This window comes from Chryseobacterium manosquense (assembly GCF_014623485.1).
Lineage (GTDB): Bacteria > Bacteroidota > Bacteroidia > Flavobacteriales > Weeksellaceae > Kaistella > Kaistella haifensis.
In genome coordinates this window covers 1,423,395-1,447,161 of record NZ_CP060203.1, presented here as the reverse complement: position 1 = coordinate 1,447,161, position 23,767 = coordinate 1,423,395, and the positions used below count along the sequence as shown (strand labels likewise).

Annotated in this window: 19 protein-coding genes and 3 tRNA genes; 11 read left to right on the top strand and 11 right to left on the bottom strand. The window is 35.6% G+C overall.

What is annotated here, in order from left to right:
- Positions 1-11: 11 nt before the first annotated feature.
- Positions 12-914, bottom strand: a complete 903-nt coding sequence (locus H0S70_RS06750; protein WP_188322148.1) for a DUF6427 family protein — start codon at positions 912-914, stop codon at positions 12-14.
- A gap of 42 nt (positions 915-956) precedes the next feature.
- Between H0S70_RS06750 and H0S70_RS06745 the strand changes: the two genes are divergently transcribed.
- Positions 957-1,193: a hypothetical protein gene (locus H0S70_RS06745; protein WP_123248268.1), complete on the top strand. Its 237-nt coding sequence runs from the start codon at positions 957-959 to the stop codon at positions 1,191-1,193.
- Between the two features lie 30 nt (positions 1,194-1,223).
- Here the strand turns inward: H0S70_RS06745 and H0S70_RS06740 are convergent, their stop codons facing one another.
- The 7 genes from H0S70_RS06740 to H0S70_RS06710 all read right to left on the bottom strand — a co-directional run bounded on the left by H0S70_RS06740 (position 1,224) and on the right by H0S70_RS06710 (position 6,705).
- Positions 1,224-2,105, bottom strand: a complete 882-nt coding sequence (locus H0S70_RS06740; protein ID WP_123249586.1) for an IS982 family transposase — start codon at positions 2,103-2,105, stop codon at positions 1,224-1,226.
- Positions 2,106-2,250: 145 nt separating this feature from the next.
- Positions 2,251-2,685 (bottom strand): universal stress protein, encoded by a 435-nt coding sequence (locus H0S70_RS06735; protein WP_031503538.1) that lies wholly within the window; start codon positions 2,683-2,685, stop codon positions 2,251-2,253.
- A 35-nt stretch (positions 2,686-2,720) separates the two neighbouring features.
- The gene (locus tag H0S70_RS06730; RefSeq protein ID WP_031503536.1) at positions 2,721-3,329 is read right to left on the bottom strand and encodes a fumarylacetoacetate hydrolase family protein; all 609 of its coding nucleotides are present in this window, start codon (positions 3,327-3,329) and stop codon (positions 2,721-2,723) included.
- Between the two features lie 59 nt (positions 3,330-3,388).
- Entirely contained in the window at positions 3,389-4,153 is a 765-nt protein-coding gene (locus tag H0S70_RS06725) for a 3'-5' exonuclease (protein ID WP_188322147.1), read from the bottom strand.
- 41 nt (positions 4,154-4,194) lie between these two features.
- Positions 4,195-4,908, bottom strand: a complete 714-nt coding sequence (locus H0S70_RS06720; RefSeq protein WP_188322146.1) for a CDP-alcohol phosphatidyltransferase family protein — start codon at positions 4,906-4,908, stop codon at positions 4,195-4,197.
- Positions 4,905-5,771 carry a lysylphosphatidylglycerol synthase transmembrane domain-containing protein gene (locus H0S70_RS06715; protein WP_188322145.1) on the bottom strand — a complete coding sequence of 289 codons (867 nt, stop codon included), beginning with the start codon at positions 5,769-5,771 and terminating at the stop codon, positions 4,905-4,907. The genes H0S70_RS06720 and H0S70_RS06715 overlap by 4 nt, the downstream gene beginning before the upstream one ends.
- Complete coding sequence (locus tag H0S70_RS06710; RefSeq protein ID WP_188322144.1) at positions 5,752-6,705, bottom strand: glycosyltransferase family 2 protein; 954 nt, start codon at positions 6,703-6,705, stop codon at positions 5,752-5,754. Before H0S70_RS06710 ends, H0S70_RS06715 begins: the two co-directional genes overlap by 20 nt.
- A 69-nt stretch (positions 6,706-6,774) precedes the next feature.
- On the opposite strand from H0S70_RS06710, the gene H0S70_RS06705 reads away from it, so the two are divergent.
- The 6 genes from H0S70_RS06705 to H0S70_RS06680 all read left to right on the top strand — a co-directional run bounded on the left by H0S70_RS06705 (position 6,775) and on the right by H0S70_RS06680 (position 14,471).
- Positions 6,775-8,403 carry an ArnT family glycosyltransferase gene (locus tag H0S70_RS06705; protein WP_188322143.1) on the top strand — a complete coding sequence of 543 codons (1,629 nt, stop codon included), beginning with the start codon at positions 6,775-6,777 and terminating at the stop codon, positions 8,401-8,403.
- A 114-nt stretch (positions 8,404-8,517) separates the two neighbouring features.
- Complete coding sequence (locus H0S70_RS06700; protein ID WP_188322142.1) at positions 8,518-8,937, top strand: DUF2147 domain-containing protein; 420 nt, start codon at positions 8,518-8,520, stop codon at positions 8,935-8,937.
- Positions 8,938-9,055: 118 nt separating this feature from the next.
- Entirely contained in the window at positions 9,056-10,036 is a 981-nt protein-coding gene (locus H0S70_RS06695; protein ID WP_188322141.1) for a pyruvate dehydrogenase complex E1 component subunit beta, read from the top strand.
- Positions 10,037-10,170: 134 nt separating this feature from the next.
- Complete coding sequence (locus H0S70_RS06690) at positions 10,171-12,165, top strand: KUP/HAK/KT family potassium transporter (protein WP_188322140.1); 1,995 nt, start codon at positions 10,171-10,173, stop codon at positions 12,163-12,165.
- Between the two features lie 96 nt (positions 12,166-12,261).
- On the top strand, positions 12,262-12,735 hold the full coding sequence (locus H0S70_RS06685) for a Fur family transcriptional regulator (RefSeq protein ID WP_123248258.1): 474 nt from the start codon (positions 12,262-12,264) through the stop codon (positions 12,733-12,735).
- Positions 12,735-14,471 (top strand): OstA-like protein, encoded by a 1,737-nt coding sequence (locus H0S70_RS06680; protein ID WP_188322139.1) that lies wholly within the window; start codon positions 12,735-12,737, stop codon positions 14,469-14,471. Before H0S70_RS06685 ends, H0S70_RS06680 begins: the two co-directional genes overlap by 1 nt.
- A gap of 102 nt (positions 14,472-14,573) precedes the next feature.
- On the opposite strand, the gene H0S70_RS06675 is transcribed toward H0S70_RS06680, so the two are convergent.
- The 3 genes from H0S70_RS06675 to H0S70_RS06665 form a co-directional block, all read right to left on the bottom strand.
- Positions 14,574-14,650: transfer RNA gene (locus H0S70_RS06675), tRNA-Arg, on the bottom strand.
- Between the two features lie 46 nt (positions 14,651-14,696).
- Positions 14,697-14,771 (bottom strand) — tRNA-Pro (locus H0S70_RS06670).
- A gap of 20 nt (positions 14,772-14,791) precedes the next feature.
- Positions 14,792-14,876: transfer RNA gene (locus tag H0S70_RS06665), tRNA-Ser, on the bottom strand.
- A 133-nt stretch (positions 14,877-15,009) separates the two neighbouring features.
- On the opposite strand from H0S70_RS06665, the gene H0S70_RS06660 reads away from it, so the two are divergent.
- From H0S70_RS06660 to H0S70_RS06645, 4 genes are all read left to right on the top strand, one after another.
- On the top strand, positions 15,010-16,038 hold the full coding sequence (locus H0S70_RS06660) for an N-acetylmuramoyl-L-alanine amidase (RefSeq protein WP_188322138.1): 1,029 nt from the start codon (positions 15,010-15,012) through the stop codon (positions 16,036-16,038).
- Positions 16,039-16,159: 121 nt separating this feature from the next.
- The gene (aspA, locus tag H0S70_RS06655) at positions 16,160-17,560 is read left to right on the top strand and encodes an aspartate ammonia-lyase (protein ID WP_188322137.1); all 1,401 of its coding nucleotides are present in this window, start codon (positions 16,160-16,162) and stop codon (positions 17,558-17,560) included.
- 29 nt (positions 17,561-17,589) lie between these two features.
- On the top strand, positions 17,590-20,505 hold the full coding sequence (locus tag H0S70_RS06650) for a M16 family metallopeptidase (protein ID WP_188322136.1): 2,916 nt from the start codon (positions 17,590-17,592) through the stop codon (positions 20,503-20,505).
- 378 nt (positions 20,506-20,883) lie between these two features.
- Positions 20,884-23,694 carry a TonB-dependent receptor gene (locus H0S70_RS06645; protein ID WP_188322135.1) on the top strand — a complete coding sequence of 937 codons (2,811 nt, stop codon included), beginning with the start codon at positions 20,884-20,886 and terminating at the stop codon, positions 23,692-23,694.
- Positions 23,695-23,767 lie beyond the last annotated feature (73 nt).

The following is a 23,767-nucleotide window of genomic DNA, read 5'->3' as shown; positions in this document are numbered from 1 at the left end:
TTTTTTTAGTGTTAAAATTGTAAATAATTGGTCATTTTAAAAAGTATCAAAGAGATAATAATGACCCAAAGTCCTGCTTCTTTCATCCAATATTTGGGCAAAAATCTTAACATTCTGCTGAGGATAATGGAAGCCGGAAGTGCAAGTAGCAGCAAATATTCGTACACATTCCCCATGTAAAAGAAGATCGTAGCAAGTTGCGCGAATAAATAAATGAGCAAAAATGTATATTTAAATTTGCTTGTTGGACTTTTTTTATTGAAATTCCTGAAATGATCAATCACTGAATGAATCAGCATCAAAGCAACGGGCAAAAGCCAGAGTAATTGTTTAATATTTTTTGATGGTTCAAAATTTTGAAACGGAAAATAAACCTCATTCCAAGAATTCATTCCAAGAAATAACGCAATGCTAAAATAGGAAATTGCAACGAGCAAAATCCCAAACAGCAGTTTGAAAATATGAAGTCCAACGCGATCAGAAGTCCCAATGAGATGAAAAATCACAAAAATAAACATTGGCCAAGTGGTGGGTAAAAAAATAAAATTCAGAGCTAAAATAGCGCCTACAAGGATGATTGCGTTTTTGCGAACTGCCAAATCATTATCGGTAAGCAACAGAATAATAATGGAGTTGGTGAAAAGAGAAACCGCAATTCCGATATCCAAATCACCGGGATATAGCGCAAATATAAAGACAGTATAAAGAAATAAAGGCAAATGCGTTTGATAATTCAGTGAAATAGCATTAAAACAAAAATATCCCAAAGCAACACCTGCAAAAGTTATCACTGCAGAAATTATGTCTAATGAATTGAAATCAAGGAAGTTAAATCCTATTACAATTAAAAGAAGAATGACAATGTAAATGGGTATTGAAAAAATATTGCTTTCTTTTGAAAGTAATCGAAACATTTTTATTAATTTTGTGCAAAGTTAATTTAAAAAAGGAAAATAATGACGTCTTTCTTTCTCTTCTTAAGCGATGCATTCAAATGGTCTTTCGGATTTTTTGATGTTGCAGGTAATGTTCTTAACTGGGTTTTATTTCTCGTTGCTTCGGCATTGTTTACCTATTGGTGCTATGTTTTGGTTTCTACTTTAGGAGGTGACAAAGACAAAGAATATTTTTCACCGACAGAAGGACATCACCCTTACTACGATCCAAAAATCCATTCTAAGAAAACTAAATAATTGATTCTTATTATTACTCGTAGTGCATTATTAAATTAAAGATACTTTAATTTTGTTCATTTTTCTATTAAAAACAAAAACATTTACAAATTGAATAAAAGTTAGAGCCGTAATTTTACTTAAGATTCTGGTTTTAAAACCATTAAATGATTTCGCATAATTATTTCTGATTTTAAATTGGTCACAAAGTTGAGAAAATAGCGTTTCGATTCTCTTTCTTGATTTTCTAAAAATGTATTTCTGCTTGTGATAATTTTTTTGGTTGCTTCTCATAGGTGTATCTAATTTTATATTTGCATAATTGAACAAATCTGTTTGTACTTGAGTTGATAAATAACCTCTATCTCCGATTAATGTGCAATTGTTTATTTGATGCTTTATGTCTTGCAAAAAATGGATATCATGAATGCTTGCAGTAGAAATATCAAAACTTTGAAATATTCCTGAAACAGAACATATAGCGTGTAATTTGTAGCCATAATAATAACTCGATTGAGAAGCGCAATATCCTTTGCTTGGAAATGAAAATTCATCTTCTTTACAGATTTTAGAGCGGTTTGCTCTTGCGTTTTTGCAAATTTCTAAAGGCATTGAGTCTACAATAAAAATCCTTTCAAGATCATGAAATCTATCAACCATAATCTTTCTGATATTTTCCATATGCAAGAAGAGTTTTCTTTTCCTGCGATTATAAACACTTCTTTCTATCATTCCATTTAGTTTTGAATTTGAAAGATATCTAAATAACTGATATTCTGAGTCTATTGATAAATATTCTGCAGAAATATTTATGGCAATAAGTTCTAAATCACTCAATTTTGGTTTAATAGGTTTAAAATAAAAATTTTCATTTAAGGTTAATTTTCTTAATTCATTTAAAATAAAATCGTAAATTGCATCTAGGTTATTCATAGTGTATTAGATTGGTATTCAATACAATATACGATTTTTTTTCGTATTATGAATAACCTTTTTATAATGCACTACGAGTTATTATTATTTATAAAAATCCCGTAATTCTCAAAATTACGGGATTGTTTTTTTTGTAGAAAAATTATTAATGAATCGGAATTACCAGTACAGGAATTGGCGAGCGGCGAGTAAGTTCTTTGGTAAGACTTCCCACAAATACATCATAAATTCCGCTTCTGCCATGTGAACCCATCACCATATAAGCCGCATTTTTTTCTTTGGCGTATTCTAAGATAATATCGCCTGCAATACCCTGTTTCAATAGATGTTCACAATCGACACCTTCCGCAAGTACACGTTGCTGAATATTATTCAACCGAAGCAGCTCTTCTTTAATCTCATTTTGCTCCACTTCCGGAAAATACTGAAATCCCATATCGCCAATTGCAAAACCAATATCTGCGGGCGCAACATGGATTAAACAAAGTTTTCCCCCGATTTCTTTTGCAAATTTTATTGATCCATCAATCAATTGGTCTGTAGAATCACTGAAATCTACAGGTAGTATAATATTGATCATAATTTAAAAATTTTGTTGTATAAAGTTACGAATTTTTACTGAATTCTGAGATCCAGCATTTTTTTATTTTCAAGATAAGCTTCCAGTATATCGTTTTCAGCTATTTTTCCAACACCCTTTGGAGTACCCGTGAAAATAAGATCTCCGGTTTTTAAGGTAAAATATTGCGAAACAAATGCAATGATTTTTCCTGGACTGAAAAGCATCAATGATGTGTTGCCATGCTGCACTTCCGCTTTATTTTTATGCAAAGAAAATTGAAGGTTTTTCAAATCGTAATCTTCTTTTTTATAAAAATCCGAAATCACGGCAGAACCATCGAAACCTTTCGCAAGTTCCCACGGAAGTCCTTTTTCCTTCAGTTTCGTTTGTAAATCTCTTGCAGTGAAATCAATTCCCAAAGCAATCTCGTCAAAATGATTTCCGGCTTTTTCCTCCTGAATATATTTTCCGCCTTTTGAAATTTTCAAAACCACTTCCAACTCGTAGTGAATATCTTCCGAAAATTCCGGGATATAAAAATCCGAACCTTTCTTTAAAACCGCTGTGTCGGGTTTCATGAAAATCACGGGATTTTCAGGGATTTCATTTCCGAGTTCTTTGGCGTGTTCTGCGTAGTTTCTGCCGATGCAAATTATTTTCATAATTAAATTGTTACCTTTTGAAAAACTTATCCTTAAATAAATCTTTGTGACTTAAAAAATTAAAATTTCGAACGAAGTTGAATTCCTGTCAAAATTTTCTTAGTATATAACGGAAAATCAGCGCTTTGAATCCAGCCGTAATAGCCCAAATCCTTTTGGAAAACGTCTTTCACGCGTTGTCCTTTGTATTTCCCGAACGCGAAAATCTCTTGATGTTCTTCATCAAAATGAATCATTCCCGCTAAATCTGCAAATTTGGTGTGAAAAGAAAACTCGCTTAGTGCAGCAATATCGTTTGGAAGTTCGTCGTAGTGAGCAACTTGCGCATCCAATACTTCGAAAGTTGCTAAAACATCAGCTTCAGCAGAATGGGCGTTTTCCAACTCTTTATTGCAGTAAAATTTGTAAGCTGCCGTCAAATTTCTTGGCTCCATTTTGTGGAAAATCGTTTGTGCATCAACCAACTTGAATTTGCTTAAATCGAAATCGATTCCGGCTCTCAGAAGTTCTTCAGCCAAAAGCGGAACATCAAATCGGTTGGAATTGAAGCCGCCCAAATCCGAACCGGCGATCATTTCCATAATTTTTGGAGCGATTTCTTTAAATTTTGGAGCGTTTTTCACGTCTTCGTCAGTGATTCCGTGTACTGCGGTTGATTCTTTTGGGATGAGCATTTCGGGATTCACGAGCCAGGTTTTGCTTTCTCGGGAAGCGTCCGGATTTACTTTCAGGATGCAGATTTCCACGATTCGATCTTTTGCTACATTGGTTCCGGTGGTTTCCAGATCGAAGATGCAGAGCGGTTTATAGAGTTTTAAATTCATTTTTTTAATTTGGAAATGTACTAATTTGGTAATTTGAAAATTTATTTCAATTGCTTTTGAAAAATAAGTGAAATCAAAATATAGTATAAAATCACCAATGGAATTCCGACGGTTTTAAAGATAATTAAAATCAATAGAGCTCCGATTAACAAAGCGATTTTCGGATAATTATCTTCCAATTTCATCGATTTGAATTTCATGGCGATCATTTTAATAGGACTTACTAAAATCCACGAAGAAATTATAGTAAATATTACCATTAACAAAGGGTTTTCAAAGATAAATTGAAAGCTTCCGTTTTCGAGAAATGCGTAATAAAGTCCGAAAATTAAAATGGTATTTGAAGGCGTGTTCAATCCTTTAAAATAATACGTTTGCTCTTCATCTAAATTAAAAATAGCCAATCTAAGACATGAGAATAAAGCCACGAAAAGTCCTAAATATTTCAACTGAAATGGAAGTTCAAAATCCATAAATTGATTGCCGAAACCTTCTAGTGCTTTAAACATGGTTACACCAGGCAAAAGTCCGAAGCTTACCATGTCTGCTAGAGAATCCAATTGCGCGCCAAGATTAGAATTGGCTTTGAGCGCTCTAGCAACAAATCCGTCTAAAAAGTCTAAAACCAAAGAAATGATGATGCAAATTGCGGCAACTTTATAATTTCCGTTTACTAAATTGATAACACCGATGCTTCCAGAAAATAAATTCCCGAGAGTGAAAGCATTGGCTAAATTATTTTTTATAAAATTCATGGCGTTTCAGTAAGTTTCAAATTTAACTTTCTTATTTGAAATATCACTCCAAAAAGTGAAAAAAATGCAGTAATCATTGTAAAAAGTAAAGACGCAGAAACTGAAATCTCTGGCTGAAAACTGAACCATTTAGACGCTTGTAAAAAGAGCATTTCTCTCACTCCAATTCCTGCAAAAGAAATTAAACTGAGCACAGAACTTGCCAAAAATACTACCGCGTAAATGGTGAAATTGTCAGTTACATCTAAACTTTTTAATAAAAATATAAAACTGATGACTTGTAAAATTTGGACTAAAAATGAGTAGGAAAAAGCTTTAAAAAAAACTTTGGTATAAGTAGAAAAAAGCTTTTTAGTCAAAAAATAAGTAAAGAAAAATCCTACCAATAAAAGCACAAATAAGATTGGGAAGAATTTGGCTTCTAGCAAATTGAATGAAAATATTAAAATCAATACGCAAATCGCCAAAAGTCCGCTTAATCGGTCATTAAAAAGTGATGAGGTAATTTTTTTGGCACTCCAGCCAAAATTTTTATTCAAAAGATAGACTTTGTAAGCGTCTCCACCAACTCCACCTGGAATGAAAAAATTATAGAACATTCCCAAAAAATAGAGTTCTAAATTGCTTCTGAAACTCAAATGGAAATTATTGGCTTTGAAATAGAGTTCAAGTCTTTTGGTAGAAATAATTTGAGATGCCAAAAAGAGAATAGCAGCCATTACGAGATAAAAAACATTCGTTTTTGCCCATAAAACAGTGACTTCCCGAAAAGGAATTTTCTGAAAAACGAAATACAACAAAGCAATGCTAATGAAAATTTTAGCAAAGTTGATGAGTAGTTTTTTAAGATTGACTTTCTCCAAATGTTGTGATATTTCTGATGTTAAAAGGTCTTTTTTCTTGAGATTCGTAGTAGGTTTTCATCAACATGTCTACAATAATTCCTGTGGTGAAAAACTGAATGCCAATGAAAATAAGTAAAACACCTAGGATTAGTAAAGGTCTTCCGCCAATGTCATTTCCTAAAATTTTGAGCGCCAATAAATAAATATTAACCAAAACTCCCAATGTAAAAGTGAATAAACCGATATTTCCGAAAAGATAAATCGGTTTAGAAAGGTATTTTTTATTGAATAAAACCAAAAGCAAGTCATTAATCACCTTGAAAGTTCTGTTCATGCCGTATTTAGAAACGCCGTGTTGTCTTGGGTGGTGTTTTACGGGGATTTCTGTGATTTTAGCACCGTTTAAATGCGCCATTAAACTAATAAATCTATGGTTTTCGCCGTAAAGATTAAGTTCTTTAGCTGTTTCATTGGTGAAAACTTTCAGCGCACAACCTTGGTCAGAAATATTGAGTTTTGTAGATTTTTTGATGATGAAATTCGCAATTTTTGAAGGAATGGTTCTGATGGAAGAATCTTTTCTTTTTTGACGTTTTCCTACCACCAAATCGTAATTTCCATTTTCTAAAAGTTCTACCATTGCTGGGATATCTGAAGGATCATTTTGCAAATCTCCATCAAGTGTAATCACATAATCACCAGTTGCATAATCGAAACCAGCCATCATTGCAGAACTTTGTCCGTAATTTTTTTTGAGCTCAATCAATACTACATTTGGATGTTTTTTTTCTTTGATTTCTTGTATGGTTTTATCCGTGGAATTGTCGTCTATTAAGATGAGTTCGTAGTGATATCCATTCATGGCATCAGAAATTCTGTCGATTAAAATTCCTGCATTTCCTTCTTCGTTATACATAGGAATAACGAGAGAGTAGAATTTATTTTTATCCATTGTAGCGCTTGATTTGTTACCTTTGCAATGCAAATTTTTGCAAAAATACTAAAAAACCTGATTTTTATAATGAATCCAAATCAATTACTTTCTAGAAATCAAATCTTTTTTCTTTTTGGAGGCTTTGTTTTGGTGTACTTAGTTGGGCAATTTGTTCCACTCATGGAAAATGATTCTGCTCAACATGCTACAATGGCGATGAGAATGGCCAATTCTGGCAATTTTCTAGAAATTTATAAAGGAGATAATCCTTATCTAGACAAACCGCACTTGCATTTTTGGCTCGCAGCTTTATCGATGAAGATTTTTGGCATTAGTCATATTGCATATAGAATTCCAGCGATTTTATGCTTGTTTTTAGCTGCTTTTTCTGTAAAAAAGATTGCTGATTTATTGTATAAAAATGAAAATCTAAGTTATACTGCTTCACTGATATTTTTAGCGTCTCAAACCATTATTCTTTCTGCACACGATGTAAGAACAGATGCTGTTTTGACGGGTTTTATTGCGCTTTCTGTTTGGCAGTTTTTAGCTTTTATTAAAACACAAAAAATCGTTAATGTTATTTTAGCAGGTTTTTTTACAGCATTGGCTTTTTCTTCAAAAGGTTTGATGGCGATTGTGATTATAGGATTTTCGGTATTTTCTTATTTGCTGTATTCTAGAGAATGGTTGAAATTTTTTAATCTGAAAATCATTTTTGCCGCGCTCAGTTTTGGAGTGGGAATTTTACCGATTTTGTACGCATATTATCATCAATTTGGAAACGAAGGAGTAGAATTTATTCTCTTTAATCAAAGTGTAAATCGTTTACAGGCCAAAGGTTTTGAGCAAAATAGTCCTGATTATTCTTTCTTTTTTCACACATTACTTTGGGCTTTTTTACCTTTTTCAATCGCATTTTACACGGGTGTTTTCGAAAGAACTAAAAATTTGATTAAAGTAAGGTTTCAAAAAGTAGAAGGCGTAGAATTTTTAACTTTAGGCGGATTCTGGTTGGTGATGTTGGTGTTTAGTTTTTCTAAATTTAAGTTGCCTCATTATTTAAATGGACTAATTCCCATTCTTTCTGTTTTTACCGCTTCTTATATTTTTGAAATTTTCGAAAAAAATCAATGGAAAAAAGCCAGAGTTTTTTGGGTGATTCAGTTGGTGGTGATTTCGGTAAGTTTAGTAGGCGTTTTATTGCTCACGTATTATTTTACAGGAATTCATGAAGTGGTCTTGTTTGTGGTAGGTTTGTTTTTTGTGGGAACTTTACTGCTTTACATTTTCAAAAAAGAAAATATGGTGAGAAGATGGGTTTTGGTCTCATTGCTTTTTGCTATAACCATTAATGTTTTTCTCAATTCGCAGTTTTATCCTGTTTTGACGCAATATCAAGGTGGTTTAAAAATGGCTCAATATTTTGAAAAAAATCAACTTTCAACCCAAAATCTTTTCATGCCGAAAGATTATGAAATTTGGTCTTTTGATTTTTATACCCAACAAAACACGCCTAGAAAAGAGGTTTCTCTGTTGAAAAAAGGGGATAGAGTTCTGGTATACGAAAATGATTTACAAAATATTACACAACCGTATAAAATTCTCCATCAGGAAACGCATTTTAGAATTACTAAACTTTCTCTGAAATTTCTGAATCCTAAAACCAGAAATGAAAAGCTTAAAAAGCTTTATTTATTAGAGATATTAAACTAGTGTTTAATTTTCTGAATTTTGGCACCTGCTTTGTTATTAGTATGATAAGAATAACAATAAATTTGTTGTTTAATAAAAAATATTTACTTTTAACAAAAATTTAAAATTAGAAACATGAAAAAATTAGCATTCGCATTTTTCGCTTTATTCTTCAGTGTTCTTTCATATGCTCAGATTGAAGGAAAATGGAAAACAATTGATGATGAAACAGGGAAGCCTAAATCTATCGTAGAAATTTTCAAAAAATCAGACGGTAAATACTACGGAAAAATCTCTCAACTTTTGATAAAACCTGCTAATCCAAATTGTGTAGATTGTAAAGACGATAGAAAAAACAAACCACTTTTGGGAATGGAAATCGTGAGAGGATTGAAAAAAGAAGGTAATGAATTCACAGGAGGAACCATTACTGATCCAAAAACTGGAAAAACTTACAAGTGCAACATCTCCAGAGAAGGAGATAAATTGAATGTTAGAGGTTATATTGGATTTTCACTGATCGGAAGAAGCCAAACTTGGCACGCAGTGAAATAAAAGAATCATTACAACAAGAAAAAACAAGCAATTCGAAAGAGTTGCTTTTTTTTGTCCTGTTGCGCCCGAAAATTTGCGAAAAAAACTTTACTTTTGTACTCTAAATTTTTCAAAAATTATGGCAGAATATACTTTTAGAGAAGTAATTGCACAAGCAATGAGCGAGGAAATGCGCAAAGACTCATCAATTTATTTAATGGGTGAAGAGGTTGCGGAATATAACGGTGCTTATAAAGCATCAAAAGGTATGCTCGATGAATTTGGCCCTAAAAGAGTGATAGATACTCCGATTGCCGAGTTGGGTTTCACCGGTATTGCAGTAGGTTCAGCAATGAATGGTAATCGCCCAATTGTAGAATATATGACCTTCAATTTCTCATTAGTAGGAATTGATCAAATTATCAACAATGCTGCTAAAATCCGTCAGATGAGCGGCGGGCAATGGAACTGCCCAATCGTTTTCCGTGGCCCGACGGCTTCTGCAGGTCAGCTTGGTGCCACACACTCACAGGCTTTTGAAAGTTGGTATGCCAACTGCCCGGGGCTGAAAGTTGTAGTGCCGTCCAACCCTTACGACGCAAAAGGACTTCTGAAAACTGCAATACAGGATAATGACCCGGTAATCTTCATGGAATCTGAGCAGATGTACGGCGATAAAATGGAAATTCCTGATGAGGAATATTATATCCCAATCGGAAAAGCCGACATCAAAAAAGAAGGTAAAGATGTAACTTTGGTTTCTTTTGGTAAAATTATGAAACTGGCGATGCAAGCGGCTGAAGATGTGGAGAAAGAAGGTATTTCAGTGGAAGTAATTGATCTTAGAACAGTTCGTCCGTTAGATTTCGATACCGTAATTGCTTCTGTAAAAAAGACCAACCGCTTGGTGATTTTGGAAGAAGCATGGCCTTTTGCGTCTGTTTCTTCAGAAATTACATATATGGTTCAGCAGAAAGCTTTTGACTATCTTGATGCTCCGATTAAGAGGATTACAACACCAGATGCACCTGCGCCTTATTCGGCTGCATTATTTGCGGAATGGTTCCCGAAATTGGAAAAAGTAAAAGAAGAAATTAAAAAAGCAATGTACGTAAAGTAATTTGCAAAATAATTTTGACGTAATTATAGAAAAAAACTTCCGAAAGGAAGTTTTTTCATTTATACTATTCATAACTAATGTGTTGAGGATTCGTTATTTTGATATAAATTTGCGCCTTAAAATAATCAGCTGAAATGGCAGAAGTTACAGAAGGAGGTCATCATTTTGACCTGAAAAAACTTTCATTTGTAGGAGTTCTTGTTTCTTTAGGAATCGTTTTTGGAGATATTGGTACATCACCGCTCTATGTAATGAAAGCGATTGTAAATGCAAGGCAAGTTGGCGCTACCATGCCGTTTGATGAGTACATAGAAGGTGCGCTTTCCTGTATTATATGGACTCTTACTCTTCAGACAACTTTAAAATATGTAATTATAGCACTTCGTGCAGACAATAAAGGTGAAGGCGGGATTTTAGCTCTGTTTTCGCTCATTAAAAATCTGAAAAAACGATGGCTTTACCTCATTGCTATTATCGGAGCATCGGCTTTGGTTGCAGATGGGGTCATTACTCCGTCACTTACTGTAATGTCAGCAATTGAAGGTTTAGAAATTTACAATCCACATACACCGGTTGTACCCATTACGTGTGCTATTTTAATTGTAATCTTTGTCGTTCAACAGTTCGGAACATCCTTTATAGGGAAGTTTTTTGGTCCTGTAATGGTAATTTGGTTCTTGGTTTTGGGGATTTTAGGGGTTTTGCATCTGGTGCAGGATTTTTCTATTTTAAAATCTTTCAATCCTTATTATGCTTATAAACTGATTGTTAACTCTCCAAGTGCAATTATTATCTTGGGGGCGGTTTTTCTATGTACAACAGGAGCGGAAGCTTTATATTCCGACCTTGGTCATTGTGGTGCAAAAAACATACGCGTAAGTTGGGTTTTCGTTAAATTAATGCTTATCTTAAATTATTTAGGACAAGGAGCTTGGTTATTGAAAAATTACGAAACTGTACAAGGAAATGGGGTAAATCCTTTTTTTGGAATTATGCCGGAATGGATGATTCTTCCTGGAGTTGTATTGGCAACAGCTGCGGCAATTATTGCTTCTCAGGCATTAATTACAGGTTCTTTTACTATTTTCTCTGAAGCGATGTCTCTTAATTTATGGCCAAACCAAAAAATTGATTATCCTTCTGGTGTAAAAGGGCAAATGTACATTTCAAGAATAAACTGGGGATTGCTGCTATTCTGCATCATCGTTGTGTTGTATTTTAAAGAATCTCATAAGATGGAAGCTGCTTACGGTCTTTCAATAACAGTTACCATGTTTATGACTACCATTTTACTTACATTCTGGTTGCTGAAGAAAAGAGTAAATAAACTTATTGTTTTAAGTTTCTTTTTAATGTACGGTGCAATTGAATTAGGTTTCTTTAGTGCAAATATTATTAAATTCTTCGATGGAGGTTGGATTACGGTGGTACTTGCAGGCTTTATAGGAATTTGCATGTACTCATGGTACAATGGAAGACAGATAAAAGCGAAGTTTATTAATTTCGTTAAAATAAGTAAATATGTTTCTATCATTAAAGATTTAAAACTCGATGTAACAATTCCTAAATATGCGACAAATCTTGCTTTTCTTAGCCGTGCTAAAAAAGAAGATGAAATTGAAGCGAAAATCATTTATTCCATTCTTCGAAAGCAACCGAAGCGAGCAGATCATTATTTTATTCTGAATATTATCAATCAGGAAGATCCTTTTACTTTTAAATATACGATTGATGAAATTATGCCGGGTACGATTTACCGAATTAATTTCCTACTTGGTTTTAAGATTGATCGACGAATCAACGATTATTTCGATCAGGTTTTAGAGGATATGATGCAAGAAGGTACAATACCTTCCCGAAGCAGTCATCCGTCGCTTAGAATCCACAATATCCCACCAGATTTGAAGTATGTAATCATTGATAACACCTATATTAACGATACTTTATTAACGGTGAAAGAAAAATTGACCTTAAGTATTTACCATTTTGTGAAATATATCGGTAGTGACGATTTCAAAGCATGGGGAGTTTCGCCACACAATGCTGTTGTTGAATCCGCACCATTGCTGGATCAAACAATTGTTACCAAAAGAATTCAGCAAGTCAATTTTAAACATTACGACGCTTAACAATTTCTTCCTGGTTCTTGCCGGGAATTTTTTTAGTGGTTGGTTCACCGGTTTTCATTTAGAATAAAATCAATAAATTTGTAGATAATTTTTTCAATGGACACTAAACAGAAAGAACTTAATATAACAACGATAAAAGAGGTTTTAAGACAATACCTCCTAGAAAAAGGTTTTAGAAATACGCCCGAACGATTCACTATTTTGGAAGAAATATACAATATGGAGCATCACTTCAATGTGGACGATCTTTACCTCCTCATGATGCAGAAAAAGTATCACGTTTCCAAAGCTACGATCTATAACACCATCGAAATCTTTCTCGACGCTGGTCTTATACGCAAGCATCAATTTGGTGAGAAAACCCTTACTTCCTCGTCTTATGAAAAATCATATTTTGATAAACAACATGATCATTTGGTGATTTACAAGAAAGATTCCGACAAGGAAATCGAAGAAATTATCGAGTTCTGTGATCCGAGAATTCAGGGAATTAAAGAAGCCATTGAAAGTGCATTTGGCGTAACTATTGATTCTCACTCACTTTATTTCTACGGTACCAAAAAAGATTAATGAAGAACTTTTTCGTTTTGTTAATGTTAATCAGTGGGAATGTTTTTTCACAGATTACCACCACGCCAAAGGATCCTTTGGTGAAAGATCCGTATTTCAATAGCGCCCAGAATGCTCCACAAGGGCAAAAGGTGCGTCTTATCCACTCAGATTTCTTTCAGAAAACTCCAGAAAAGTATAATGGAAATCCGTATTTTTCAGGCAATGTTCAGTTCGAACATCAAGGCTCTTTGCTCAGCGCAGATGAAGTAATTTTCTATGAAGAACAGAATTTCGTGAAAGCCATAGGCAACGTGAAACTGCAAAATGCCGACGGATCCGTAATTACAGCGGGAGAAATGGAATACGACGGTAACTCCCAAAAAGGAATTGCTAAGAAAAATGTAGTCCTTACAGACCCAAAACAGACCATAAAAACCGAAACACTCTACTACGACAGGATTTCCAATAAAGCCTATTTCAACACCGGAGGAACTATTTCGGACGCTAGCAATGTGATGTACACCAAATCCGCTACCTACGATCTCAGCTCTAAAATGATCGATTTCACCGGTAATGTGAAAATCAACAACCCCGAATATACGGTGGAAGGAACCAACATAAAACAAAACCAAAACACCAATACTGCGGATTTCTTTGGTCCCACCACCATTACAAATAAGCAAAATCCGGCAAATCAAGTGTACACCGAAAGAGGTTCGTACAACATGAATTCCAAAGAAGTGTACCTCAAGAAAAATTCCAGGATTAACTATAATGGTAAAATCCTTACGGGAGACGATATGTACTTTAATCAAATTACAGGTTTTGGTAGGGCAAAAGGCAATGTTATGTTGCGTGATCCTAAAGAAAGACGCTTTATGAAAGGCGGTTATGGTGAGATTTTCGAGAAGAAAGATTCAGCGATGATGACCGATCGCCCTTATGCAGTGAAGATTTTGGAGAAGGATTCCATGTATTTTTCGGCTGAAAAAATATTGGCTTATCAAAAAATAGATCAAAATAATCCTATCAAAAAGAAAAGTTTCCTAAGAGCTTACCGAAAATCGAGGATGTTTAAATCCAATATTCAACTTCGGGCAGATTCTTTAACTTTTAATGAAACCGACGGAATCATGCATCTCTTCGGGAAACCTATCGCGTGGAGCGGCGAAAAACAAGTGACTGGAGATAAAATTGAGGCCTATTTCGATACTGAAAACGAGTATATTGATTCATTGAAAGTAGTGGGAAATGCCTTCGCCATCAGTAAAGCCGATTCATTAAATTTAAAAGATGAATTCAACCAAGTGAAAGGGAAGCTGATGACGGTTTACTACAAAGAAAATAAAGTTAATTTGGCTAAAGTAATCGGAAATGCCCAAGCAATCACCTATGCCGATGATCAGAACGAGAAAACCAAAGAAACTGAAAGAATAGGAGTGTCCTTATCAACGTGTGGGACCATCGAAGCTGAATTTGAAGAAAATAAAGTACAAATTATCACTTGCAACGTAGGAGCAAATGTAGATACCTTTCCGATGAGCCATATTTCTCGGGAGAAACGCTTTTTCCCCGACTTCAATTGGAATACCAAAGACCGACTAAGGAAATGGCAAGATATCTTCCTCAATACGCCTGGCTACGACGAGGTGAAATACGAGTCTGATGATGCATTATACAATGCTGCGCAGAAAGTGATAGATGATGCAAAACTGAAAGAAGAGGCCAAGAAGCCCAAAAGAGTGAGGAAATAATATTTTCAGCTTTAAAGCAACATAAAAACACTGATTTTCGGTGTTTTTTTTATGCAGTTTCATTAAATAAAAAAACCTCGAATTAATCGAGGTTTAAAATAATGGTGAGCGCGTCAGGATTCGAACCTGAGACCGTCTGCTTAGAAGGCAGATGCTCTATCCAGCTGAGCTACGCACCCTAGAAGTGAAAATAAAAAATTCCCGAAGGAATTTGTGAAAAAAAAGTCGGGGCGGCAGGATTCGAACCTGCGACCTCCTGGTCCCAAACCAGGCGCGATGACCGGACTACGCTACGCCCCGAATAATTTGTGCAAAGGTTGCGGAGGGTGTGGGATTCGAACCCACGCGACCCTTTCGGGTCGACAGTTTAGCAAACTGCTCCGTTAACCACTCCGGCAACCCTCCTTTGCAATATTTTTAAGAACTTCTTTTCTGTAATTGCGAGTGCAAATATAGGATTGTTTTTGATACTAACCAAAACTTTTTGCAATATTTTTTTTGTATTTTTGAAAAATAAATCAATTAAAAAAGAATGAAAATGCGTAATTCATTATATTTCATGGGATTAAGCGTGGTGCTTTTTTCTTGCACTTCTCAAAAAAATATTCAGAAAAATTCACCAACACCACAAAAAAATGTTCCAACGGTAAAAACACCGGTTAATAATCCTGCTCCGACGGCTGCTCAGTCGGAATTAAAAAGAGAAAATGGGCATTATTTTTATAAAGTAAATATCGCCGACGCTACCAAAAACGATAATACGATTAGTTATGGCTCTATTGTTTCGGCAAATCCTTCGGGATATAAAGTGGTATATACTTATTTTCCGGCTGTCGCACAAAATTTTCGTCAGAAATACATTATTCTTCATTATACCGCTTTAGATGATGATAAATCGGTTACCGTGCTCACTCAACAATCAGTAAGCGCACATTATTTGGTGAATAATTTAGGCGACAACGAAATTTATCAATTGGTAGATGAGAATAAAAGAGCCTACCACGCCGGAGTAAGCTCATGGAGAAACGATAAAATGCTTAATGATACTTCGATAGGAATCGAAATTGTAAATCCAGGTTACAAAACTGATGCTTCAGGAAATAGAATTTTCCCTGAATTTGCTGATGCGCAAATTAAAAAAGTTGCAGCTTTGGTTAAAGATATTGCCAATCGTTATATGATTCCCCCAACCAATATTCTTGCTCATTCGGATATTGCACCAACCAGAAAACAAGATCCGGGACCGAAATTTCCATGGAAAAAATTATATGATGAATACCAAATAGGAATGTGGTATGATGAAACCGTGAAACAAGGCTTTGTCGACCAAATTGTTCCGGAAGTATTCGTAACAGAAGTTTCTACTCCTCAATTTATTTTTAAGTACCAAACTGCACTGAAATCGCTAGGTTATGGGTTGGAACCATCCGGAACGGTAGATGATGCGACCAAGAAGACTATTGAAGCTTTTCAGTACCATTTCAGGCCGGGAAAATATGATGGTGTGATGGATGCAGAAACATGGGCGATTTTGCAGGCTTTAAATTCGAAATATCCGAATAAATAATTTTAAACATCATCAAACAAAATATTTCGGGCGGTAATCTATCGCCCGTTTTTATTGGAAAAAATTCAAATCCGTTTTTCAAATTCAACATTTTACCTTAACTTTTCATCAAATTATTTTTATGGAAAATTTCAGAAATGAAAGCGACCTTTTAGGTACTTTGCAGGTTCCGAAAAACGCCTATTATGGTGTTCAAACTCAGCGTGCTATTGAAAATTTTAAAATCTCAGGGCAGTATCTTTCTTCTTATCCGCATTTTATCAAAGCTTTGGCGATGGTGAAAAAAGCAGCTGCAAAAACCAACTACGAGTTGGGCTTATTGGAAGAAAATCTTTACAAAAAAATTGCAGAAACTTGCGATGAAATCATGGAAGGACAACTTCATGATCAATTTCCTATCGATATGATTCAAGGTGGAGCAGGAACTTCGGTCAACATGAATGCCAACGAAGTAATCGCCAACCGTGTTTTGGAAAAATTAGGAAAAGAAAAAGGAGATTATCAGTTTTGTTCGCCAAATGACCATGTCAATCTTTCCCAATCGACCAACGATGCGTATCCTACCGCAATAAAAATGGCGCTTATTCAGATGAATGATGAGTTGGTTGAAAAACTCAAGAAAACCATTGCTGCTTTCAGAGCAAAAGGACAGGAATTCAGCAAGGTAATAAAAATGGGACGCACCCAGCTTCAGGATGCGGTTCCGATGACTTTAGGACAGGAATTTGAAGCTTTTGCAGCAACTTTGGAAGAAGATATTTCTAAACTCAACAGCAATGCAAATTTGTTTGTAGAAATTAATATGGGAGCAACGGCGATTGGCACAGGAATTAACGCACCGGTTGGTTATGCAAATCTTTGCGCAAAAAATCTCTCTCAAATTACCGGTTATCCGATTATTTCCGCGCCAAATTTGGTGGAAGCTACGCCGGATACGGGTTCTTACGTGATTTATTCTTCTGCAATGAAAAGACTTGCGGTGAAACTTTCTAAAATTTGTAATGATTTACGACTGCTCTCATCGGGTCCGCGCGCAGGATTTTTTGAAATCAATCTTCCGCCGATGCAACCTGGTTCGTCGATTATGCCCGGAAAAGTAAACCCAGTAATCCCGGAAGTGGTAAATCAAGTGTGTTTTAAAGTAATAGGAAATGATTTGACGGTGACTTTTGCCGCAGAAGCCGGACAATTACAGCTCAACGTGATGGAACCGGTTCTTTCGCATTCCATTATGGAAAGCATTAATTTCCTTGGAAATGCAATGGATACTTTAAGAGAAAAATGCATCACCGGAATTACCGCTAACAAAGAAGTTTGCCTCAATATGGTGAAACACAGTATCGGAATTGTAACGGCGCTGAATCCTTATATCGGTTATAAAAACTCTACAGAAATTGCCAAAGAAGCCCTTGAAACCGGAAAAAGTGTTTACAATTTGGTTTTAGAAAAAGGCATTCTTTCTCAAGAGAAATTAGATGAAATTCTCGATCCGGAAAACATGCTGAAACCGCATCAGTTTTAATTAAAGACAACTATTTTAACAATTTATATATGAAGAAAATCCTCACTACATTAACATTAATAGGAGCGCTAACAATGATGAATGCACAACAATTTGAAACAAAAAAAATGACCGACAAAGCCGGCTATACCTATGAAACAGTAGTCAACGATAAAAATGGAGTAAGAATTTATACTTTAAAAAATGGGTTGAAAGTTTATCTTGCCCAAAATTTTGATGCTCCAAAAATCCAAACTTATATTCCTGTAAGAACAGGAAGTAACAACGATCCGGCAGACAATACCGGCCTTGCGCATTACCTTGAACACATGATGTTTAAAGGAACCTCGAAACTCGGGTCGGCAGATTGGGCTAAAGAAAAACCGCTTTTGGACAAAATTTCAGCACTTTATGAACAACATAAAGCTGAACAAAATCCTGAGAAGAAAAAGGAAATTTATAAAAAAATTGATGAGGTTTCCCAAGAAGCCAGCAAATATGCGATTGCGAACGAGTACGATAAAGCAATTTCGTCTTTGGGAGCAACAGGAACCAATGCGCACACTTGGCTCGACGAAACAGTTTACAAAAACAATATTCCAAGCAACGAACTGGAAAAATGGTTGAAAGTGGAGAAAGAACGATTCTCTGAATTGGTTCTGAGGTTGTTTCATACAGAATTAGAGGCTGTTTACGAAGAGTATAATCGTGCGCAAGACAACGATTCTCGCTTGGTAAATTATGAACTGATGGACGCTTTGTTCCCGAAACATCCGAATGGGCAGCAAACCACCATCGGGAAATCCGAACACTTGAAAAACCCTTCAATGATAGCGATCCATAAGTATTTTGATACGTATTATGTTCCGAATAATTATGCGATGGTTTTGGTGGGTGATTTGGATTTCGATAAAACAATTAAACTTGTGGACCAGTATTTCGGTTCTTTCGAATACAAAGAATTGCCAATGAAGAAAATGGTTTCGGAAGATCCGATGACCAAAATCGTGGAAAGAACTGTGAAAAGTCCTTCTGCAGAGCGTTTGCAAATTGCTTGGAGAACAGATTCTTACGGAACTAAAGATGCAAGACTTGCGGAAATTGTAGCCAACTTGCTTTCCAATTCCGGAGAAACCGGTTTGATCGATTTAAATATCAACCAAAGCCAAAAAGCCCTTCGTGCGATGGCTTATTCGTCTCCATTCAAAACTTATGGGAATTTTTCAATGATGATTGTTCCGAAAAAAGGACAAACTTTAGATGAAGCCAAAAAATTATTGCTCGATCAAATTGAACTTATCAAAAAAGGAGAATTTCAGGATTGGCAAATTCCGGCAATCATTAATGATATGAAAATTCAGCAGATGAAATCTCTGGAAACTGCCGATGGATTGGCAACTGCACTGTACGGAAGCTATATCAACAATCAGAATTGGGATAGCGAACTCAACCAAATTAATGAGTACGAGAAAATTACCAAAGATGATGTGGTGAAATTTGCCAATGAGTTTTTCAAGGATAATTACGTAATCATTAAGAAAGAAAAAGGGGTAAACGATAAGTTGGTTCGAGTTGAAAATCCGGGTATTACCCCAATTAAACTCAATAAAGAAGATCAATCGCCATTCTTAAAATCAATCATTAGCGAAAAATCTTCCGAAATTAAACCGGAATTTATTGATTATTCCAAAGCTATTAAAACCGATAAAATTGCAGGTAAAAAAGCGAGTTTTGTAAAGAACAAATACAACGATATTGCGCAAACGTACTTCATTTTCCCATTCGGTAGCGATAACGACAAGGAATTGGGATTGGCGACTCAGGTGTTGCAGTATCTTGGAACCAACAAACTTTCTGCGGAAGATTTGAAAAAAGAATTCTTCAAATTGGGAATTTCCAACGATTTCCGTACTGCTCCCGATCAGTTGATTATTTCTTTAAGTGGTTTGGAAGAAAACATGCCGAAAGGAATCGAATTGTTGAAAAATTGGTTGGAAAACGCAAAACCTGACCAAAAAGTTTACGAAGAAAACATAAAAACCATTCTCGAAAGCCGTGAAATAGCCAAAAAAGACAAAGGGAGAATCATGGCTGCACTTTCCAACTATGCGAAATACGGAAAAGTTTCAAGGTTTTCGGATGTAGTTTCTGCGGAAAGACTGAAATCCATCAAGTCTGAAGAAATGACCGCGAAAATCAAAAACCTGTTGAATATGCCTTATGAAATCTTCTTCTACGGAAATGATTTCAATGCGTTCAAAAAATATGCGAAACCTTTTGTGGAAAAGGAAACCATAAAAGCTCCAGAAAAGAAAAACTACCCGGAACCGGCTACTGAAGGCAAAGTGTTCTTCACCAACTACGACATGGTACAAACTGAAATGAGCAAAGTAGGGAAGGGGAACAATGTGAACTTGAAAAATTTAGGAAAAATCAATGTTTTCAATGAATATTTCGGCCGAGGATTGTCGTCTATCGTTTTCCAAGAAATCCGTGAGAGCAAGAGTTTAGCGTATTCGGCGTATGTTTCTTATGCTGCTAATGGTGAGCTGAATCACCCGGATTATGTAACAACTTATATCGGAACGCAAGCAAACAAACTTCCGCAAGCGGTGAACGCAATGGATGAATTGATGGCGAATTTACCACAAGTTCCTGCTCAATTCGAAAATGCTAAAAATGCAGCCTTGAAACAAATTGCTTCCGGAAGGATCAACAGAACGAACATTTTCTTCAATCAAATGAACCTTAAAAAACTGGGAATCGATTATGATTTAAGAAAAGACATGTATGCAGAAATTGAAAAACTGACTTTGGCGGATGTGACCAATTTCTACAATAACGAAGTGAAACCGATGAAGTACAACACTGCAATCATCGGCAAAAAAGAAAACTTGGATATGTCGGCCATCAACAAAATGGGAACTTTCCATGAAGTAACTTTGGAAGAAATTTTCGGATATTAATCTGTTTTCTAAATACTCAAATAAAGGTGAAGCTTCGGTTTCACCTTTGTTGTTTTTAGGGCATTATGTTCCTTCAAAAAAAGGCGATTTCACGCGAAGTTTTCTGTCAATGGCTCCAATATCTGATTTTGAATATTTCTTTCAATCATTTCTATTAAATTTTCGATTTTAAAGAAAAACAAAGGTGAAAAGAGGTGAATAAGAATATAATGAGAATTTTTTTGTAGCAGCGTTTGTGGTTACCAATTTTTTCACCCTTCATTTCTAAATGATCAATAGGGAACTCTTTTGTTAAAAATTGTTAATAAAAACGTAACTTGGGCTTAATAACATGGGGTATTTTAAACTGTATTTTCGCATTTAATAAAAAATGTAATTATGAAATTGAAGTATTTATTTGTTTCGCTTACCTCTATTGTTAGTGTCTGGTCTTATGCTCAATCGGGTGTTATTGCGGGTAAAATTGTGGATGAAAGCAACCTGTTTTCATTGCCGGGTGCTACAATCAAGATTGAAAATTCTAACCGAACTACAATTTCCAACCAAAACGGGAGTTATGAATTTTTGAATTTGCCCGTAGGAACTTATACCGTTTATGTGGATTATATTGGGTACACTTCGGGATCGAAACAAATTGTAGTTACTCAAAACCAAACCTCATCGGCTGATTTTCAGTTGAAAGCTCGTTTTCAAGACATAAAAGAGGTGGTAGTATTGGGTGATTATCTTCGTGGGCAGGCAAAAGCGATGAACCAACAGAAGACCAATGCGAATATTACCAACATTATTTCGGCAGATCAAATCGGGCGTTTTCCGGATGCGAATGTGGGCGATGCTTTAAAAAGAGTTCCAGGAATTACGATGCAAAACGATCAGGGTGAAGCGAGAAATATCATTATAAGAGGTTTGGCTCCACACTTGAATTCGGTAACATTAAACGGAGATCGAATCCCTTCTGCAGAGGGCGATAATAGAAATGTGCAAATGGATCTTATTCCTTCTGATATGATTTCTACCATACAAGTGAATAAAACTTTGACTTCTGATATGGATGCTGATGCGATTGGTGGATCTGTAAATCTTATTTTGAGAGCTGCACCAAACAAAGAGCGTATTTCGGCTACTTTAGCAGGTGGGTATTCTCCTATTCGTGAGCATGGCAACTATACTTCCGGATTTGTATATGGTAACCGATTTTTGAATAGTAAATTGGGTGCGGTATTAAGCGCTTCATACAACAACAATACCTTTGGTTCTGATAATATAGAGGCAGAATGGGCTTTGGGCGATGGTGATCAACCTTATGTATCCGATTTTGAAATTAGAAAATATGATGTACAGCGTGTCAGAAGCAGTGTAGCTTTGGCATTGGATTATGAATTCAACCAAAATAATAAACTATTCTTCAATGCAATGTACAACCAAAGAAATGACCGAGAAAACCGGTTTGCTGTTGGGTACGAAGTGGATCCTGTTTATGATGATAATAATGAAATTATTGGTTACCAAGGCAATATGTTCCGACAAAACAAAGGAGGAATCGGAGATAATAAGAATAAAAACACTCGTTTAGAAATTCAGAAAGTTCAAAATTATTCATTAGCCGGAGAACATTTGTTGGGTTCTTCTGTTGATATGGATTGGTCCGTAAACTACGCTTTTGCAAGTGAGAAAAAACCAAATGAACGTTACATAGAATTCGAAAATGAAGATATAACATTAATGTCTGATTTGCGAAATCCAAGAAAACCTTTAATTATTGCTGTTGGAGAGGATTTAGGAGATTATAAACTTGCAAGTTTGTCACAAAGCAACGGACTTACCGAAGAATCAGAGCTTGGCGCAAAACTTAATTTTCGCTTCCCGTTCTCTGTGGTAGCGGATCAGAAGGGGCGAATCAGAACCGGAGCGCGGGTAAGAATTAAAGACAAAGACCGCAACAATGACTATTTTGAATATGAACCTGTGAATGAATTTGGACTTTCAGACGTTCCAACAACTTATTTTTCAGGGCAAGGATTCAACCCGGGTTCTCAATATGTACCGGGAACTTTCGCAACAGCGGCTTATTTAGGAGGTTTAGATTTAAATAATCCGGCTTCATTTGAATCGGAATCTGATCCTTCTGAATTTTTATCAGAAAACTTTAAAGCCAAAGAAAATATCTACGCGGCTTACATCCGTTGGGATCAGAATTTTACTGACAAATTCTCCGCGATCATCGGAGCCAGAGTAGAGCATACAACGATTGATTATACCGGAAATTTTGTATTGGATGAAGAAGAATTAGTCAACCAAATCAACAGAAAAAACAGCTATACCAATATCCTTCCAAGTCTTACCCTGCGGTACGATGTTCAGCCCGATTTCATTATAAGAGCTGTGGCAACCACTGCTTTGGCAAGACCAAACTACTACGGATTGGTTCCTTATGTGAATGCAATTCCGGATGACCAAGAAATCTTCGTTGGAAATCCAGATTTGAAAGCGACTTATGCTTATAATTTTGATCTTTTGGTAGAAAAATATTTCTCATCTATTGGGATTATTTCTGGAGGTGTTTTCTACAAAAACTTAAAGAATTTCATCTACACTTACAGCAGCAATAATTATTCGGCATCCGATTTTGCTAATGATTACGGAAACGAAACAAATCCAATTCCTACGGGAGAAGAATGGGATTATATCCAACAAAGAAACGGAGACAAGGTAGATTTATTCGGCTTCGAAGTGGCTTTGCAAAGACAACTGGACTTTTTACCGGGTAAATTTCTTCAAGGTTTTGGGGTTTATTTAAATTATACTTACACCAAATCTACTGCGGATGGCATTACCAATGAGGATGGTGAACAAAGATCTGGTCTTGGTTTGCCGGGAACCGCTCCTCATCTTTTCAATGCTTCACTTTCTTGGGAAAATAAAAAATTCTCTGCAAGAGTTTCTTTAAATCACGCCTCGGATTATCTGGATGAATTGGGTGGAGATGATTTTGAAGACCGATATTACGATAAACAAACCTTTTTGGATGCGAATGCTTCATATAAAATCAACAAAAATTTCAGAATTTTTGCCGAAGCCAATAACTTAACCAATCAGCCGCTTCGCTATTACCAAGGCGTTTCGGATCGTACGATGCAGGAGGAATATTATCAACCAAAATTTAATTTGGGAGTTAAAATAGATTTCTAAAAATATAACCGAACCGAAATTAAAAACCTCGCTGGCAAAAGCGGTGAGCTTTTATTTCTTTTTAATGAAACCT

Excerpts from the sequence above, each read along its gene's own strand:
- H0S70_RS06750 (WP_188322148.1), bottom strand. The coding sequence starts at position 914 with ATGTTTCGATTACTTTCAAAAGAAAGCAATATTTTTTCAATACCCATT.
- H0S70_RS06745 (WP_123248268.1), top strand. The coding sequence starts at position 957 with ATGACGTCTTTCTTTCTCTTCTTAAGCGATGCATTCAAATGGTCTTTC.
- H0S70_RS06740 (WP_123249586.1), bottom strand. The coding sequence starts at position 2,105 with ATGAATAACCTAGATGCAATTTACGATTTTATTTTAAATGAATTAAGA.
- H0S70_RS06735 (WP_031503538.1), bottom strand. The coding sequence starts at position 2,685 with ATGATCAATATTATACTACCTGTAGATTTCAGTGATTCTACAGACCAA.
- H0S70_RS06730 (WP_031503536.1), bottom strand. The coding sequence starts at position 3,329 with ATGAAAATAATTTGCATCGGCAGAAACTACGCAGAACACGCCAAAGAA.
- H0S70_RS06725 (WP_188322147.1), bottom strand. The coding sequence starts at position 4,153 with ATGAATTTAAAACTCTATAAACCGCTCTGCATCTTCGATCTGGAAACC.
- H0S70_RS06720 (WP_188322146.1), bottom strand. The coding sequence starts at position 4,908 with ATGAATTTTATAAAAAATAATTTAGCCAATGCTTTCACTCTCGGGAAT.
- H0S70_RS06710 (WP_188322144.1), bottom strand. The coding sequence starts at position 6,705 with ATGGATAAAAATAAATTCTACTCTCTCGTTATTCCTATGTATAACGAA.
- H0S70_RS06705 (WP_188322143.1), top strand. The coding sequence starts at position 6,775 with ATGAATCCAAATCAATTACTTTCTAGAAATCAAATCTTTTTTCTTTTT.
- H0S70_RS06700 (WP_188322142.1), top strand. The coding sequence starts at position 8,518 with ATGAAAAAATTAGCATTCGCATTTTTCGCTTTATTCTTCAGTGTTCTT.
- H0S70_RS06695 (WP_188322141.1), top strand. The coding sequence starts at position 9,056 with ATGGCAGAATATACTTTTAGAGAAGTAATTGCACAAGCAATGAGCGAG.
- H0S70_RS06690 (WP_188322140.1), top strand. The coding sequence starts at position 10,171 with ATGGCAGAAGTTACAGAAGGAGGTCATCATTTTGACCTGAAAAAACTT.
- H0S70_RS06685 (WP_123248258.1), top strand. The coding sequence starts at position 12,262 with ATGGACACTAAACAGAAAGAACTTAATATAACAACGATAAAAGAGGTT.
- H0S70_RS06680 (WP_188322139.1), top strand. The coding sequence starts at position 12,735 with ATGAAGAACTTTTTCGTTTTGTTAATGTTAATCAGTGGGAATGTTTTT.
- H0S70_RS06660 (WP_188322138.1), top strand. The coding sequence starts at position 15,010 with ATGCGTAATTCATTATATTTCATGGGATTAAGCGTGGTGCTTTTTTCT.
- aspA (WP_188322137.1), top strand. The coding sequence starts at position 16,160 with ATGGAAAATTTCAGAAATGAAAGCGACCTTTTAGGTACTTTGCAGGTT.
- H0S70_RS06650 (WP_188322136.1), top strand. The coding sequence starts at position 17,590 with ATGAAGAAAATCCTCACTACATTAACATTAATAGGAGCGCTAACAATG.
- H0S70_RS06645 (WP_188322135.1), top strand. The coding sequence starts at position 20,884 with ATGAAATTGAAGTATTTATTTGTTTCGCTTACCTCTATTGTTAGTGTC.